This is a genomic window from Kosakonia sp. R1.Fl, from assembly GCF_023516815.1.
In the GTDB taxonomy this organism is placed as follows: Bacteria; Pseudomonadota; Gammaproteobacteria; order Enterobacterales; family Enterobacteriaceae; genus Kosakonia.
In genome coordinates this window covers 4,653,478-4,669,710 of sequence record NZ_JAMGSQ010000001.1, presented here as the reverse complement: position 1 = coordinate 4,669,710, position 16,233 = coordinate 4,653,478, and the positions used below count along the sequence as shown (strand labels likewise).

Annotated in this window: 17 protein-coding genes; 6 read left to right on the top strand and 11 right to left on the bottom strand. The window is 55.0% G+C overall.

What is annotated here, in order from left to right; translation table 11 throughout:
• Positions 1–7 precede the first annotated feature (7 nt).
• Positions 8–436, top strand: coding sequence for an Sbal_3080 family lipoprotein (locus M8Q36_RS22050; RefSeq protein WP_249882377.1), 429 nt, complete (start codon positions 8–10; stop codon positions 434–436).
• 167 nt (positions 437–603) lie between these two features.
• Entirely contained in the window at positions 604–2,928 is a 2,325-nt protein-coding gene (locus M8Q36_RS22045) for an FdhF/YdeP family oxidoreductase (RefSeq protein WP_249882376.1), read from the top strand.
• Between the two features lie 30 nt (positions 2,929–2,958).
• Here M8Q36_RS22045 and artJ read toward each other — a convergent pair whose 3' ends face one another.
• The 6 genes from artJ to M8Q36_RS22015 form a co-directional block, all read right to left on the bottom strand.
• Complete coding sequence (gene artJ / locus M8Q36_RS22040; protein WP_017456141.1) at positions 2,959–3,690, bottom strand: arginine ABC transporter substrate-binding protein ArtJ; 732 nt, start codon at positions 3,688–3,690, stop codon at positions 2,959–2,961.
• A 170-nt stretch (positions 3,691–3,860) separates the two neighbouring features.
• Positions 3,861–4,529: an arginine ABC transporter permease ArtM gene (gene artM, locus M8Q36_RS22035; protein ID WP_017456142.1), complete on the bottom strand. Its 669-nt coding sequence runs from the start codon at positions 4,527–4,529 to the stop codon at positions 3,861–3,863.
• Positions 4,529–5,245: an arginine ABC transporter permease ArtQ gene (artQ, locus tag M8Q36_RS22030; protein WP_017456143.1), complete on the bottom strand. Its 717-nt coding sequence runs from the start codon at positions 5,243–5,245 to the stop codon at positions 4,529–4,531. The genes artM and artQ overlap by 1 nt, the downstream gene beginning before the upstream one ends.
• Before the next feature lie 6 nt (positions 5,246–5,251).
• A complete protein-coding gene (gene artI, locus M8Q36_RS22025; RefSeq protein ID WP_017456144.1) occupies positions 5,252–5,983 on the bottom strand; it encodes an arginine ABC transporter substrate-binding protein ArtI in 732 nt (243 codons plus the stop codon).
• 19 nt (positions 5,984–6,002) lie between these two features.
• Positions 6,003–6,731 carry an arginine ABC transporter ATP-binding protein ArtP gene (artP, locus tag M8Q36_RS22020; RefSeq protein WP_020457200.1) on the bottom strand — a complete coding sequence of 243 codons (729 nt, stop codon included), beginning with the start codon at positions 6,729–6,731 and terminating at the stop codon, positions 6,003–6,005.
• 209 nt (positions 6,732–6,940) lie between these two features.
• Positions 6,941–7,456 carry a lipoprotein gene (locus M8Q36_RS22015; RefSeq protein WP_020457201.1) on the bottom strand — a complete coding sequence of 172 codons (516 nt, stop codon included), beginning with the start codon at positions 7,454–7,456 and terminating at the stop codon, positions 6,941–6,943.
• A 102-nt stretch (positions 7,457–7,558) separates the two neighbouring features.
• Between M8Q36_RS22015 and M8Q36_RS22010 the strand changes: the two genes are divergently transcribed.
• From M8Q36_RS22010 to M8Q36_RS22000, 3 genes are all read left to right on the top strand, one after another.
• Entirely contained in the window at positions 7,559–7,882 is a 324-nt protein-coding gene (locus M8Q36_RS22010) for a heavy metal-binding domain-containing protein (RefSeq protein WP_065368906.1), read from the top strand.
• The gene (locus tag M8Q36_RS22005; protein ID WP_249882375.1) at positions 7,879–8,709 is read left to right on the top strand and encodes an N-acetylmuramoyl-L-alanine amidase; all 831 of its coding nucleotides are present in this window, start codon (positions 7,879–7,881) and stop codon (positions 8,707–8,709) included. Before M8Q36_RS22010 ends, M8Q36_RS22005 begins: the two co-directional genes overlap by 4 nt.
• 68 nt (positions 8,710–8,777) lie before the next feature.
• Positions 8,778–9,311, top strand: coding sequence for a WG repeat-containing protein (locus M8Q36_RS22000; RefSeq protein WP_249882374.1), 534 nt, complete (start codon positions 8,778–8,780; stop codon positions 9,309–9,311).
• A gap of 5 nt (positions 9,312–9,316) precedes the next feature.
• Here the strand turns inward: M8Q36_RS22000 and M8Q36_RS21995 are convergent, their stop codons facing one another.
• The 4 genes from M8Q36_RS21995 to poxB form a co-directional block, all read right to left on the bottom strand.
• Positions 9,317–10,330 (bottom strand): 3-beta-hydroxysteroid dehydrogenase, encoded by a 1,014-nt coding sequence (locus M8Q36_RS21995; RefSeq protein WP_249882373.1) that lies wholly within the window; start codon positions 10,328–10,330, stop codon positions 9,317–9,319.
• Positions 10,331–10,424: 94 nt separating this feature from the next.
• Positions 10,425–11,861 (bottom strand): SDR family oxidoreductase, encoded by a 1,437-nt coding sequence (locus M8Q36_RS21990; RefSeq protein WP_249882372.1) that lies wholly within the window; start codon positions 11,859–11,861, stop codon positions 10,425–10,427.
• 9 nt (positions 11,862–11,870) lie between these two features.
• Positions 11,871–12,869, bottom strand: coding sequence for a low-specificity L-threonine aldolase (gene ltaE / locus M8Q36_RS21985; protein ID WP_249882371.1), 999 nt, complete (start codon positions 12,867–12,869; stop codon positions 11,871–11,873).
• A gap of 38 nt (positions 12,870–12,907) precedes the next feature.
• The gene (poxB, locus tag M8Q36_RS21980; protein ID WP_249882370.1) at positions 12,908–14,626 is read right to left on the bottom strand and encodes a ubiquinone-dependent pyruvate dehydrogenase; all 1,719 of its coding nucleotides are present in this window, start codon (positions 14,624–14,626) and stop codon (positions 12,908–12,910) included.
• Positions 14,627–14,779: 153 nt separating this feature from the next.
• Between poxB and M8Q36_RS21975 the strand changes: the two genes are divergently transcribed.
• Positions 14,780–15,208 carry a DoxX family protein gene (locus M8Q36_RS21975; RefSeq protein ID WP_175272596.1) on the top strand — a complete coding sequence of 143 codons (429 nt, stop codon included), beginning with the start codon at positions 14,780–14,782 and terminating at the stop codon, positions 15,206–15,208.
• Positions 15,209–15,259: 51 nt separating this feature from the next.
• Here M8Q36_RS21975 and hcr read toward each other — a convergent pair whose 3' ends face one another.
• Positions 15,260–16,228 (bottom strand): NADH oxidoreductase, encoded by a 969-nt coding sequence (hcr, locus tag M8Q36_RS21970; RefSeq protein ID WP_249882369.1) that lies wholly within the window; start codon positions 16,226–16,228, stop codon positions 15,260–15,262.
• Positions 16,229–16,233 lie beyond the last annotated feature (5 nt).

Sequence of the window (16,233 nt, the reverse complement as noted above, 5' to 3'; positions counted from 1 at the left end):
TAATACGATGAAAATAAAAATGTTATTGCCGCTTATTGCGTTCGGCCTCGTGGGATGTACGTCTGTTAGGGTAACGCCGTTAGCGAAAACAGAAGCCATTAACCGGATCTGTATTCAAAAAAATGATGCAGTTAAAGTCAGCGATCTGCTGCCAGTTGTGCAGCAACGATTGGCTTATCATCATATCCAGTCGGTGGTGTTCAATGGTGAGCGCCCGGATAACTGCCCCTACATCATGAACTATACGGCGCGCCGTACCTGGGATGTGGTGCCATATCTATCCTCTGCCGAGTTTTCCATTAATCGCGACGGTGTGATTATTGCGTCGGCCGAATTCCATTTACGCGCTGGTGGCGGATTATCGCTGATGAAATGGCGCGGAACAGATTACAAAATCAATCCCGTTATCGACCGCCTGGTTGGCGCCTCCGACTGACGCTGCCTCTCCTACAGCCACATCACTTTAAAGGTGTGGCTATTTGAAATCGCGCATTCTGCCGATTATTTACGTTTATACGAGATTATATTCCCACTCTCTGCCGCAATTTTTGGTTTTTATACCAGGCTTAAGCATTAGCAGGTCAACTGATAATGCGGGGCAACATGAAAGATCAAAATCGGACAACGGGTATCGCGCCTTATGGCGGTTCGGCAGGTGGCTGGGGCGCGCTGAAAGCAGTCGCGGATGCACTGCGCGGGCAAATGTCGGTGAAACAGGACGTCATTGCGCTGTTCAAGGTTAATCAACCGCAGGGGTTCGACTGCCCCGGCTGCGCGTGGCCCGATCCGCAACATACCTCGTCGTTTGAATTTTGTGAAAATGGCGCGAAAGCGGTGTCGTGGGAAGCCACCAGTAAACGCACGACGCCGGAATTCTTCGCGGCGCATACGGTCAGTGAGTTATGGAACAGGAACGCGTTTGAGCTGGAAGGCGAAGGGCGTTTAACCCACCCGATGAAGTATAACGCCGCCAGCGATACTTATCAGCCCATCGACTGGGCTACCGCCTTTCGCGAGATTGGCGAACTTCTGCGCGGCTACGACGATCCCAACAGCGTCGAGTTCTATACCTCCGGGCGCGCCTCTAACGAAGCTGCTTTTCTGTGGCAACTGTTTGCCCGCGAATATGGCACCAATAACTTCCCGGACTGCTCCAATATGTGCCATGAGCCGACCAGCGTGGGGTTGCCGGAATCTATTGGTGTCGGTAAAGGCACGGTGGAGCTGGAAGATTTCGACTACTGCGATCTGGTGTTGTGCATCGGCCACAATCCTGGAACCAACCACCCCAGAATGCTTGGCACGCTGCGCGAAGTCTCAAAACGCGGCGCAACGATTGTGGCTATCAATCCGCTGCGCGAAAGGGGGCTTGAGCGTTTCACGTCGCCACAAAGCCCGATTGAAATGCTGGCGCTAAGCTCCACGAAGCTGGCTTCGACCTACTACAAAGTGCGGGTGGGTGGTGACGCGGCGATGCTGAAAGGGGTGATGAAAATCCTGCTGTCGATGCACGAAGAGGCGCTGGCGAAAGGTGAGCCTGGCGTGATTGATGAGGCGTTTATTCGCCAGCATACGCAGGGGTTTGAGGCGCTGAAAGCCGATCTCGACGCGACCGACTGGCAACACATTCTTAACGTCTCTGGCATGGAGCGCAAAGAGATCCAGAATATCGCCCGGCTGTACGCCGATGCCGAACGCACCATTATCTGTTACGGCATGGGGATCACCCAGCACCAGTACGGTACGCAGAATGTGCAGCAGATTGCCAACTTGCTGCTGATGCGCGGCAACATAGGTAAGCAAGGGGCGGGTATTTGCCCGCTGCGCGGTCACTCGAATGTGCAGGGCGACCGCACAGTGGGCATTACTGAGATCCCGTATCCTGAGTTGCTGGACAATATTGAAAAAGTGTTTGGTTTCAAGCCGCCACGACAACATGGACACGGCGCGGTGGCCGCTATCCAGGCGATGCGCGATGGCAAAGTGAATGCGCTGTTGTGCCTTGGTGGCAACCTGGCGGAAGCGATTTCCGATCCGCAAACCACCTTCCCGGCGATGCGCAAGCTCGATTTGGTGGTGCATATGGCGACGAAACTGAACCGCTCGCATCTGCTGTTAGGCAAACATAATTATCTGCTACCGGTGCTCGGGCGCACGGAAACGGATATGCAGGCATCGGGCGCGCAGAGCGTGACGGTCGAAGATTCGATGTCGATGGTACATGCGTCGCGCGGGAGTTTAACGCCAGCTTCGCCGCACCTGAAATCCGAGCCTGCGCTGGTGGCCGCGCTGGCGAAAGCAACTCTGCCGGATAGCGTGGTGGACTGGGAAAAAATGGTCAGCGACTACAGCACTATTCGCGATGCGATCGAAGCGGTTTTCCCGGCGTTTAGCAATTTCAACGAGCGGGTTAAAAAACCGGGAGGATTTCGTTTACGTAATACGGCTTCGGAACGCGTATGGAACACGCCCTCGGGCCTGGCGCAGTTCAAAGTGATGCAGGGAATTAACGAAGATCCGCGATCGCTGAAATGTCACGATTTGGTATTAACCACTTTGCGCAGCCACGATCAATACAACACTACGCTGTACGGGCTTAATGATCGCTATCGCGGAGTGACCGGACGGCGGGATGTACTGTTTATTAATGCCGATGAGGCAGAAACGCGGCAGTTACGCGTCGGTGACCAGGTGAATATTATCGCGCTCGATCCTGACGGTAACCCCACCTCGCGGCGCATGGATAACCTGACGATTGTGGTGCTGGATATGGCACCGGGTTCGGTCGGCGCCTATTACCCTGAAGCGAATATCCTGGTGCCGCTGGACAGCCACGATACCAAAAGCGGTATTCCGGCTTATAAAAGCATTCCGGTGGCGATGGAGCGTGTCGGGCGGGGAACGGAAACGGCGGGGGCGCTGCGTTAACAGGCCGGGAGCAACCCGCCTGGAAGGTAATTACTGCGGGAACCACTGATCGCTGATTTTCTGATAAGTGCCATCGGCTTTAATCGCTTTCAGCGCGGCGTTCAGTTTTTCCAGCAGCGCTTTGTTATCCGGGCGCACCGCAATGCCAAGACCCGTGCCGAAGTATTGCGGGTCGGTGACTTTCGGTGTCGCTACGCCCAGCTGCGGGTTGGTTTTCAGCCACTCGTTGACCACGGCGGTGTCACCGAACACGCCATCGATACGCCCGTTTTTCAGGTCAATAATCGCGTTCTGATAGCTGTCATAAGCCACGGTTTTTACTTCCGGGTGCTTGTCCTGCAGGTATTTCTGGTGCGTGGTGCCGTTTTCCATGCCGATACGTTTGCCTTTCAGATCATCAAAAGATTTAAAGGCATCTTTTTTGGCGATCACCAGTGCAGAGTTCGCGTAGTACGGGTCGGTGAAAGCGACCTGCTTGCTACGCTCCGGGGTGATGTCCATACCGGAAATCACCGCGTCATATTTTTTGAATTTCAACGACGGGATCAGGCTGTCGAAGGCGTGGTTGGTGAACGTGCAATCGGCCTGCATCTGTTTGCACAGCGCGTTTGCCAGGTCGATATCAAAGCCGACGATCTTGTTGCTCGCATCCATCGATTCAAACGGTGGGTAAGTGGCGGAAACACCGAAGTTAATTTTATCTGCCGCAGAAGCACCAGCGGCGAACGAAGCGAGAAGGGCGGCGAGTATCAGTTTTTTCATTATCGAACTCCTGTCGGTCAATCTTATTGTTGTTGCCGTGTCTAAAGCGTGACGCTAACCATGCCACTAAATGAATTTATATTCAATAAAAATGCTTAAATATATTTTTATGGAAATAAAAAAGGCGAGTAATGAAACCATTAGCTCACCTTTGTTTACTATTTATGCAATTAGTTGCGACGTTCAAATGCCAGCGCTTTACGCTCAATCAGGCGCATCATCAGCGTTAACAGACCGTTGACCACCAGATAAATCAGCCCTGCGGCACCGAAAACTGTGACGTCATAAGTGCGACCATACAGAAGCTGACCGTGGCCCATCACTTCCATCAGCGTGATGGTGTACGCCAGCGAGGTACTTTTAAACACCAGCACCACTTCGTTGGAGTAGGACGACAGCGCGCGTTTAAATGCATAAGGCAGCAAAATCGCCAGCGTATCTTTCTTGCTCATGCCGAGCGCGCCGCAGGATTGCCACTGCCCGTCCGGAATGGCGCGAATCGCGCCGTAGAACAGTTGCGTGGTGTACGCTGCGCTGTTCAGCGAGAGCGCCAGCAGCGCGCACAGCCACGGTTCCGAGAGCAGATGCCAGATAACCGGATAGTTTTGCAGCGACGGGAACTGCCCCGGGCCGTAGTAAATCAGGAAGATCTGCACCAGCAGCGGCGTACCGGTGAACAGCGTGATATAGCCGCGCACGATGTGTGTCAGCACCGGCGTTTTCAGCGTTAACACAATGGTGAACAGCAGCGATAAGATCAGCGCCACAATCAGCGACGCCACGGTGAGCGTCAGGCTGGTGTGCAGGCCTTTGAACAGCTCTGGTAAGAACTCGAGCATTATTCCGGCCTCCGTTCAAAGCGGGTCGCGCGCATATCGATGCGTTTAAGCACCCACTGGCTTAACAGCGTGATGACCAGGTAAATCACCGCCGCCACGATATACCAGGTAAACGGCTCCTGCGTACGGGTAGCAATGCTTTTGGTTTGCAGCATCAAATCGTTCACGCTTATCAGTGATACCAGCGCGGTATCTTTCAGCAGTACCAGCCACTGGTTACCCAGCCCCGGCAGCGCGTGACGCCACATTTGCGGCATCACCAGGCGGAAAAAGATCGCCCCTTTTGACAAACCCAGCGCCTGGCCGGATTCCCGCTGCCCGTCCGGTACGGCTTTTAACGCACCGCGCAAAGTTTGCGAGGCGTAAGCCGCATACAGCAGGGAGAGCGCAATCACACCGCACAGAAACGGGCTAACGTCGAAGTTTTCAATCTGCATCTGCACCGGGATTTGCACCACGCCCAGATTGATGGTGAAACCATCAGAGAGCGTCAGCAACAGCTGTGAAGAGCCGAAATAGATAAACAGAACCACCAGGATCTCCGGCAAGCCACGCAGTACGGTGACCAGCGCGGTGCCAATCCAGGCAATCGGGCGCCACTTAACGGACTCCCAAACGGCAAAGATCATCGCCAGAATCAGGCCGATGATCAGCGCACAAACGGCAAGGCCGACGGTCATCCCGGCGGCGCTTGCTAATGGAAACATTTCGTTCATTAAGGATTACTTCTGGAACCATTTGTTATAGATGGTCTGGTAAGTCCCATCTTTCTTCACTTTTTCCAGCGCGGCATTGAATTTCTGCTGCAGATCGGTGTTGCCCTGGCGTACCGCGATGCCCAGACCGGTACCAAAGTACTCTTTGTCGGTTACTTTATCGCCAACTGCCGCCAGTTTCGCGTCCGCTTTCAGCCACTCTGTGACCACCGCGGTGTCACCGAACACGGCATCAATACGGCCGTTTTGCAGATCCAGACGCGCGTTCTGGTAGCTGTCGTAAGGAACGGTGGTGATTTCCGGGTGCTTGTCGTTAATGAATTTCTGGTGGGTGGTGCCGTTCTGCACGCCAACACGTTTGCCTTTCAGCTGGTCAATGCTGGTGAATTTACCCTGCTGACCCACAAACAGCGCGGAGTTGTCGTAATAAGGCGTGGTGAACAGAACCTGTTTTTCACGTTCCGGGGTGATGTCCATACCGGCCATCACTGCGTCGAAACGGCGGAATTTCAGGCTCGGGATCAGGCTGTCAAACGCCTGGTTGGTAAAGGTACAGGTCGCGTCGATCTCTTTACATAGTGCGTTCGCCAGATCGACATCGAAACCGACGATTTTATTATTCGCGTCGGTTGATTCAAACGGAGGGTAGCTCGCTTCGGTGGCGAAACGGATAGTCTGGGCTGCGGTAGCGGTAAGGCTTACGCTTGCAAGTAGCGCGGCAATCAGTACTTTTTTCATTGTCATTAATCCCGATTCTTCAGTGAGATAGGTAATATTTAAACGCGTCGGTTTGCGGCGCGGCAAAGCAGCCCGCATCCCCTTGCTCAACAATGTGACCATTTTCCATGTACACCACGCGGCTGGCGGTTTTACGCGCCACTTCTACTTCGTGGGTCACGATAACTTGCGTGATGCCGGTTTCCGACAGCTCACGAATGATACTGACGATTTGCGCGGTGATTTCCGGATCGAGCGCGGCGGTAGGTTCATCAAACAACAGCACCTGCGGTTCCATCATCAGCGCGCGGGCGATAGCGACACGCTGCTGCTGACCACCGGATAAATGCAGCGGAAAACGGTCGCTATACGGTTTAAGGCGTAAACGCTCCAGCAGCTTTTCCGCGCGCGCCAGCGCCTGATCTTTGCTTAAACCGAGCACGCGGCACGGCGCTTCAATCAGGTTTTGCAGCACGGTCAGATGCGGCCAGAGATTATATTGCTGAAATACCATGCCCACGTTCTGGCGTAATTCGCGGATCGCTTTATCAGAAGGGGTTTTGGCAAAGTCGAAGTGATTGCCTGCAATGCTTAACTGGCCGGAACGCGGCATTTCGAGCAGGTTGAGTACGCGCAACAGCGAACTTTTACCCGCACCGCTTGGGCCGAGCAGCACCAGTGTTTCCCCTTGCGGGCAATCCAGCGTGATATCGAACAGCGCCTGGTGTGCGCCATAAAAGCAATTGATGCTGTTTAATTTAATACTCATCGAAGCAGTCTGATAGCAATTGAGGCCGCAAATAGTAACGTTGACAGAATAGTTATGCAATATTTGTGCGTTAAAACTTAAAAATAAACCAACTTCCTACATAAAGTTAGCACAAAATACCGGGCGGTGCGGGAACCAGGCATAAATGTCGGCATTCACCGCGGAATGCCAGACATTTTACGGGGGTTATCTATTGCTACATGAAATAATCACCGATGTTCTACCGACTGACGTAGCGTTCCGGCGGGCGCATGAACGGTGCCGCCGAGATAGCGCACATCGTCTACTGCCCAGCACTGGCCTTCGCGGATCATCAGCACTTCATCCCGCCAGCTTTGGTCACCTTTGGTGAGCGTGACGCGTAGCGGAATATTCCGTGCATCGGTATTCGGAATGGTCGATGCACTGGCGACGTCAGCCTTTTCAGGGGTGACGTTGCGACTGGAGAACGGATCCGCTTTTAAAAGCGTGGCATTGCGCGAATCACGGCTGGCGGCGGTGAGCATTTTACTCAGATCATCGCTCAGATAGGGGCGCAGCGCAGTCCAGTCGTTACCGGGGTGCGCGATGCGGTAGTCATAAAATTGCTGTGCTACGGAATCCGGGCCGCCTTCCACACACGGGCCAACGCGCGCGCCCGTATCCTTAAATGCTGGCGTCACCGTGGTGCAGGCGCTTAACAGCAGCGCGCATGGCAAGGCGAGAGTCAAAACTGAATAGCGCATATTGATTTCCTTATTTCTCTTCAGAAGTCACGACCTTTCAAGAATAGTGTATTGATCTGATAATGTGTGGTGTAACGCATTGAACGTTAAAAGGAGAAACAGATGCAGTTTTCAACCACACCGACGCTGGAAGGGCAACCGATTGTCGAGTACTGCGGGGTCGTGACCGGGGAAGCGATTCTCGGGGCGAATATTTTTCGTGACTTCTTTGCCGGTATTCGCGATATCGTCGGTGGCCGCTCCGGCGCTTATGAAAAAGAGCTACGCAAGGCGCGCGATATCGCATTTCGCGAACTCGGCGAGCAGGCTAAAGCACTGGGTGCAAATGCGGTGGTCGGCATTGACGTTGATTACGAAACGGTGGGCAAGGACGGCAGTATGCTAATGGTGTGCGTCAGCGGTACGGCGGTGAAAACGCGGGCATGAAAAACATCGCGTTACTGCTGCTGGCGCTGCTGCTCGCAGGTTGCGTCAGTGAAAAAGGCATCATTGATAAAGACGGTTATCAGCTTGATACCCGTCGACAGGCGCAGGCGGCGTATCCGCGTATTAAAGTGCTGGTTATTCACTACACCGCCGATGATTTTGATGTGTCGCTGGCAACGCTTACGGATAAGCAGGTGAGCGCCCATTACCTGATCCCGGCGGAGCCACCGCTGCATCACGGTAAACCGCGGATCTGGCAACTGGTGCCAGAGCAGGAGTTAGCCTGGCACGCAGGGGCAAGTTTCTGGCGTGGCGCAACACGCATCAACGACACCTCCATCGGCATTGAACTGGAAAATCGCGGCTGGCAACGTACTTCTGGCGGAAAACAATTCGCACCTTTTGCGCCCGCGCAAATTAATGCATTGATTCCTCTGGTAAAAGATATAATCTCGCGCTACCACATTGCGCCGCAAAATGTCGTCGCACATGCGGATATCGCGCCGCAGCGTAAAGACGATCCTGGCCCGTTGTTCCCGTGGCAAACGTTGTTTTCCCAGGGGATTGGCGCCTGGCCGGATGCGCAGCGTGTGGCGTTTTACTTAAATGGTCGTTCTGCGCATGAGCCGGTAGATACGGCTTCTTTGCTTGATTTACTGGCGCGGTACGGTTACGACGTGAAACCGCAGATGTCGCCTGCGGAGCAAAAACGGGTAATTATGGCGTTTCAAATGCATTTCCGTCCGGGGCTGTGGAACGGCATTGCTGACGCTGAAAGCCAGGCGATTGCCGAGGCATTACTGGAAAAATATGGCCAGGCGGGGTAATTCCCACGGCTTTTTTTATGACGAGGTCAATGGAGATGAGGTTTCGCATCATATCAGGCGCGCTGCTGATGGCGGCTTTTTCTGCCCATGCCGCGCCAAACCCGGTGACGGTGTTCAGCTGTGCTTACTGGGATAAGTCCACGGATAACGTGGAAAAACTCGATAAATGCGTTGAAGTGAAAGAGGGCAAGCTCAGATTCTTGCCCGCGTTGTTTGCGAAAACCCGCGACGTCGAAGGGATGTCGTGGGTCGGTCTGTATGACTATATGCGCGCCGCCGGGTTGATGGATGCCGATTACTATGTGCGTTCGCCGGACAGTTACCTTTCCGTTGTGCACTTTGATAATGGGCCGGACTGGTTTGTTGAAGGGCTGGTGCGCTCGCGCCAGAACGGCAAAGTAGGCTACTGGGACGACAATTTCCGTAACCGCATTGCACCGCAATTTGACTATGCCTGGCAGTTTAAAGAGGGCAGAGCGCTGGTGTGTAACGGCTGCAAACCGCAAAAGGATGGCGAGCATACCGCGCTGGTCGGCGGGGAGTGGTTCTACATCGATAAAAGCGGGCAGAAAATTTCTGACGTCAAATCCGGCCCGTTTTAAATCATTCAGCGATGCAGTTTGCCGTGGTCTTTTAACCAGTACGCCGTGCGTTTGATGCCTTCATCCAGCGTCACAATCGGCGTATAGCCCAGTTCCTGCTGGGCGCGGCTGATATCCAGCGTGAAATCAAAGTTGAGCTTCGACACGCCATAATGGGTGAACGCAGGCTCTTTGGCGCGTTTATCACCGAAATGCTCCATGCTGCGCGCTACCATATCCAGCATCGCGTAGGGCACCGAGCGAATCCGGCAGTGAATACCCAGTTCATCAATTAATGTCTGCACGATGCTGCGCAGCGAGCGCGGCTCGCCGTTAGTAATGTTGTACGCCCGCCCGGAAGGCAGCTTATCGCACTGAGGCTGGCTGGCAAGCCACATTGCCTGCACCGCGTTTTCGTAATAGGTCATATCCACCAGCGCATCGCCGCCGCGCGGCAACAACACGCTGCGGTAGTGGTGCATCATCTGCGCCAGACGTGGGATAAAGACTTTATCGTGCGGACCAAACAGGCTTTGCGGGCGCAAAATGGTGAAACGGGTATTCGGGTTCGCCTGTGCCAGCAGGTCGATCACCTGTTCACCGGCCGCTTTGCTGCGGGCAAATTCGTTGGCGAAGCGCGCCGGACGAAAGTCTTCATTGATATCGCGATGATGGTGATAGTCAAAATAGAGCGAAGGGGAGGAGATATGAATGAAATTGCGCACGCCCCAGGCGACGGCCCACTCACCGAGACGGCGAGTCGCGCGCACATTTGCCAGATCAAACGCTTCCTGCGTGCCCCACGGCGACGTGAAACTTGAGCAGTGCCACAGCGTGTCGATCCCGGCAAGCATCACTTTTGCCTGCGAGGAGACCAGTTCGGTCAGATCGGCGTGCACAAATTCAGCGCCCATTTTACTGAGTAACTTGCCCATGGCTTCGTTACGACCAGTGGCCCTGACGCTAATTCCTTTTTGCCGCAAATACTCGACCGCGTTTCGGCCTAAACCGCTGGTTGCGCCCGTGACCAGTACTTTCATATCGATCCATTGTGTTGAAAAGGCTTTATCGCGGGCATTCTTCCGTGAATTACGCTCTGATGCAATGGGATGACGAAAAGAAAAGCGGTTAAGCTCAGACTTTTTCTCTATTTTGTTCTGCCAGATGGGCAATACGCTGCGCCATGCCGCGAAAAATAAACAGATGCGCCGGGAACATCAATAACCAGTACCACAGCCCCTGCATACCGTGCGGATGCCACCATGCGCGGACATCCAGCAGCCGGTGATCGCCTTTATCGGTCAGCGTAAAGCTGAGCCGTCCCAGCCCTGGTGCTTTCATACCAAACAGCAGCGCCAGTTGCTGCTCGGGCTCGACGATGATCACTTTCCAGCTGTCTACCGCGTCACCGGTTTGCAAAAACGGGCGCGCAGGTCGACCATGCGGCAATTTGTGACCAATTAAATGATCAAGCGCCGCACGGGTTTGCCAGAGAATGTTGCCGAAGAAGTAGCGCTCCTTACCACCGATGCGGTTAACCACTTCCCATAATGCGCTCAGGCTGGCAGCGGTTTTCACTGTGTAACCCGCTTGCTTTGGGTAGTAACCATATTGCGGACGCCAGCGGGAAAACGCCTGCGGGTCGTAACCCCAGTCGCTGGAGTTAACCAGTTTTTCCTCCTCCTGCAGGGTGCGGCGCACCGCGTCGTCAAACGGGATCAGTATCTGCGGGATCAGGCGGCGCAATTCGGTATCATCTGCCAGCAAATCGTGCTTTAAGCCCTGAATTAACGCTTTGGCGATGGTCGGCGGCACAGAGGTGATGAGGTGTAAAAACCAGACGGAAATCAGTCGGGTGGGGAGGGGGATCGGGATCAGCGGGCGATGAACGCCGCTGACGCGCATAAAGTGATCGAACTGCTGCTGGTAGCTCAATACTTCCGGCCCGGCGGCCTCAAACACCCGGTGTTCCTGCGCGGGGTGCTGAAGCAGTTCGACCAGATAGTGCAGCAAGTTTTCCAGCGCAATCGGCGTGGTACGCGAGCGCACCCAGCGCGGCGGCGTTAACACCGGCAGGTTAAATACCATGTCGCGCATCACTTCGAAGGCGGCGGAACCTGCACCAACAATGATGCCGGCGCGTAATTCGGTAACGGGAATGCCCGCCGCACGCAGCAGATCGCCGGTGTATTGCCGGGCCAGCAGGTGGTCGGAATTCGTTTCGCCCTTCGCCTGTAACGAACTGAGAAAGATAACCTGCTTAACCGACGACCCCTGCAGCGCATCGCGCACATTCAGCGCGATTTGCCGTTCGTGGGCGACGAAATTGCCGCTTTCGCCCATGCTGTGTACCAGATAGTAGAGCGTATCGACATCGCGCAGTAACGCGGGCAACTCCTGCGGCCACCAGAGATCAACGCGATGGCAGCTTACGCCCGGCAGTTGCTGCTTTTGCAGGCGAGTTAAGTTTCTCGCGACCGCTTTGATCTGATGACCTTGCTGGCTGAGCGCTTCGACCAGCCGTTGTCCAATATAGCCGCTGGCACCAAGCACCAGGATCCGCTGCGCCACGTTCGCTCCTTAGTGCTGTAAAAAGGTCTGCCAGTGGCGAACCACCTCTGCCAGTTGCTGACGATTAACATCCAGATGCGTGACCAGGCGTACCACTGGCGAGGCGTTGATCAACACGCCGCGCTCGCGCAGATACGCGCCCAACGCTTGTACGTTATCGCCCACCCGAATAAACAGCATATTGGTGTCGTGGCGCATCACATCTGCGCCAATCTCTTTTAGTTGCGCGGCCAGCCACGCGGCATTCTCATGGTCTTCTTTCAGCCGCGCGACGTTGTTTTGTAATGCATAAAGACCCGCCGCCGCCAGAATACCGGTCTGACGCATACCGCCGCCGGTCATTTTGCGCCAGCGATTAGCGCGGGTGATATATGCTTTATCGCCCACCAGCAGGGAGCCTACTGGCGTGCCGAGACCTTTCGACAGGCAAATGGTGAACGAGTCGCAAAATTGGGCGACCTCTTTCAGCTCGCAGCCATATTCCACCAGCGCGTTGAAGATGCGCGCTCCGTCGACATGCAGCGACAATCCGCGTTCGCGGGTAAATTCCCACGCCTGTCGCAGGTAGTCGCGCGGCAGCACTTTGCCGTTGTGGGTGTTTTCAAGGCTCAGCAGTTTGGTGCGAGCGAAGTGAATGTCATCGGCTTTGATTTTCGCCGCGACTTTGTCCAGCGGCAGCGTACCATCGGCGGCGGCATCGATCGGTTGCGGCTGGATGCTGCCAAGCACCGCCGCGCCACCCGCTTCGTAGAGATAGTTATGCGCCCCCTGGCCGACAATGTACTCTTCACCGCGTTCACAGTGGCTGAGCAGGGCGACCAGGTTGGCCTGGGTACCGGTCGGCAAAAACAACGCCGCCTCTTTACCGCTGAGTTCGGCGGCGTAACGTTGCAGTTCATTGACCGTCGGGTCATCACCGTAAACGTCGTCCCCGACCGGGGCGGCCATCATCTGTTCCAGTATGGCGCGGCTCGGGCGGGTTACGGTATCACTGCGTAAATCGATCACGGCATTTCCTTATCTCACGATGGGTAATGCCCTCTGTTTTACCTGAGCCAGTTGGTTTTCGCCAGTTCGATTACCTCATCGCCGCGCCCGCTAATGATGGCGCGCATCATGTAGAGGCTAAAGCCTTTGGCCTGTTCCAGCTTGATTTGCGGCGGGATCGCCAGCTCTTCTTTCGCCACGGTGACATCCACCAGCACCGGGCCATCGATCGAAAAGGCGCGTTGCAGCGCGTCGTCAACATCGACCGATTTTTCCACGCGAATACCGGTAATGCCGCAGGCCTCGGCGATACGCGCAAAGTTGGTATCCTGCAGTTCTGTGCCATCCGTCAGGTAGCCGCCCGCTTTCATCTCCATCGCTACGAAACCGAGCACGCTGTTATTAAAAACAATAATTTTCAGCGGCAGTTTCATCTGCACGACCGACAGGAAATCGCCCATTAGCATGCTAAAACCCCCGTCGCCACACAGCGCAACCACTTGCCGTTGTGGGAATGTGGCCTGAGCGCCCAGCGCTTGCGGCATAGCATTGGCCATCGAACCGTGGTTAAAGGAGCCAATCAGGCGGCGTTTGCCATTCATTTTCAGGTAACGTGCAGCCCAGACGGTTGGCGTACCGACATCGCAGGTGAAAATGGCGTCATCATCAGCGAAGTGGCTGATTTGCTGCGCCAGATATTGCGGATGGATCGCTTTCTCGCTCGGTTTTGCCAGATCATCCAGCCCTTTGCGCGCCTGGCGATAATCCTCCAGCGCTTTGTCGAGGAATTTGCGCTCGGTTTTCTCCTCCAGCAACGGTAACAGAGCGGCAAGCGTGGCTTTGATATCGCCCACCAGCGCCATGTCTACTTTGCTGTGCGCACCGAGGCTCCCCGGATTAATGTCGATCTGGATTATTTTCGCATCAGTGGGGTAGAACGCGCGGTAAGGGAATTGAGTGCCGAGCAGCACCAGTGTGTCGGCATTCATCATGGTATGGAAACCCGATGAGAAGCCAATTAAGCCCGTCATTCCCACGTCAAAGGGATTGTCGTACTCCACATGTTCTTTGCCGCGCATGGCGTGGACAATCGGCGCCTTCAGCTTACCGGCAAACGCCAGTAACTCTTTATGCGCCCCGGCACAGCCGCTGCCGCACATTAGCGCAATGTTAGTGGAATAGCGCAGGAGTTGCGCCAGCTTGTGCAACTCCTGCTCGGCAGGGGTAACAACCGCCTGCGGGGCGCTATACCAGTGGCTGCTGGCGCTTTCCGGTGCAGGTTTCAGCGCGACATCACCCGGCAGTACCACCACCGACACGCCTTTGTTGAGAATGGCTTTGCGCATGGCGATCGCCAGCACCTGCGGTATCTGTTCCGGGTTTGACACCAGTTCGCAGTAGTGGCTGCATTCGCGAAACAGCTCCTGCGGATGGGTTTCCTGGAAATAACCGCTGCCGATTTCACTGGAAGGGATATGAGCGGCAATGGCCAGCACCGGAACATGGTTGCGGTGGCAGTCGAACAAGCCGTTAATCAAATGCAGGTTTCCTGGCCCGCACGAACCCGCGCAGACGGCCAGCTCGCCGGTGAGTTGTGCTTCTGCGCCGGCAGCAAAGGCGGCGACTTCTTCATGACGGGTCGGCATCCAGTCGATGGTGCCCATACGGTTCAGGCTGTCACTTAAGCCGTTAAGGGAATCGCCGGTTACACCCCAGATGCGTTTTACGCCTGCCTGCTCCAGCGTTTTGGCGATATACGCGGCCACTGTCTGTTTCATCTACGACGCTCCTTTTTGTGATCTTGCTTACAAGCTTAGACAATGAATGCGTCACAAAGCGGATTTAGAATGAGCTTTTATAAAACAGGGGTTTATTTTTGTTACAGATCGGAATAGTCTGACACGGGTCGATGAAAACAGGAATCATTTCAAATGGTTAAATCATTGTTAAACTCAGTTAATAAGATGTTTTCGCATGAAGATTTTGGCCGTCTGCTGCTGCGTTTGATGGTCGGCGGGCTGATGTTATTTCACGGGCTGCACAAATTAATTGGCGGTATTGATGGAATTGCGGGGATGCTGGCGGCGAAGGGGCTTCCCGGTTTCATCGCTTATGGCGTGCTGATTGGCGAAGTGCTGTGCCCGATCCTGATTATCCTCGGCGTACTGACGCGTCCTGCTGCGCTGGTGCTGGCATTCACCATGATTGTGGCCTGGCTGCTGGTTGGCGTGGGTAAAACCGGATCGCTGGATGCGACTGGCGCATGGGCGATTGAGAGCATGGTGTATTACTTTATTGCGGCGCTGGTGATTGCGTTTATCGGTGCGGGTCGTTACTCCGTCGCACCTGCCTGGAAGTAAACGGTTTAAGAAAGAGCGCCCTTCGGATGAGGGGCGCTTTTTTGTTGCAGATTATGCCAGCACTAAATCGCCTTGCGGGTGGCAGGAGCAGGCCAGCACGAAGCCGTCGGCAATCTCTTGTTCCGTTAGCGTCATGGTGCTGCTGACGGTGTATTCACCGGAAACTACCTGCGTTTTACAGCAACCGCAGACACCGGCGCGGCAGGCGGCATTGACCGGCATTTTATTGCTTTCCAGCGCATCCAGCAGCGTGCTGCCCACTGGCGCGTAGAAGGTTTTCATCGGCGAGAGTTTGCTGAATTTCAGCCCGCTGGTTGCGGCTTCAGCCACTGGGGTAAAGAATTTCTCTTTAAAGAAACGCGTCACGCCAAGCGCTTTGACTTCGCTTTCAACCCAATCCATATACGGCGCCGGGCCGCAGGTCATTACTGTGCGCGCCGCCAGTTCCGGCACCTGGCTCAGCAACTCGCGGCTCAGACGGCCAGCGGCAAAGCCCGCCGTGGCGTTATTTTCTGCCACCAGCGTGACCGGGTAATCACGCCATTCATTGGCAAAAATCACGTCTTCCGGCGAACGCACATTGAAGATCACCTGTACGTCAGCATGCGGACGGTAATGTGCCAGCCAGCGACGCATTGACATAATCGGCGTCACACCGCACCCTGCCGCCAGCAGCAACAACTTATCGTTCGGTTCGTTATCGCAGGTGAATTCCCCCTGCGCATCGGAAAGCCACAGATAATCGCCGCGTTTTACTTCCCGTGTCAGCCACTGAGAACCTGCGCCATTATCAATACGGCGGATGGTCAGCGTGATGTATTCGCTAACGCCCGGCGTTGAAGAGATGGTGTAGGCCCGCAGCGTATCCGCGCTGTTGCGGATACTCACCAGCGCATATTGCCCGGCGCGATAGGGGTAGTAATCGTGGCACAACAGCGACAGTGTCCAGACATCCGGCGTTTCCTGCTGGATATGGTGAACCTGCATACGCCACGGGCATTGAGGGGTTGGCATGGTCATCGTTA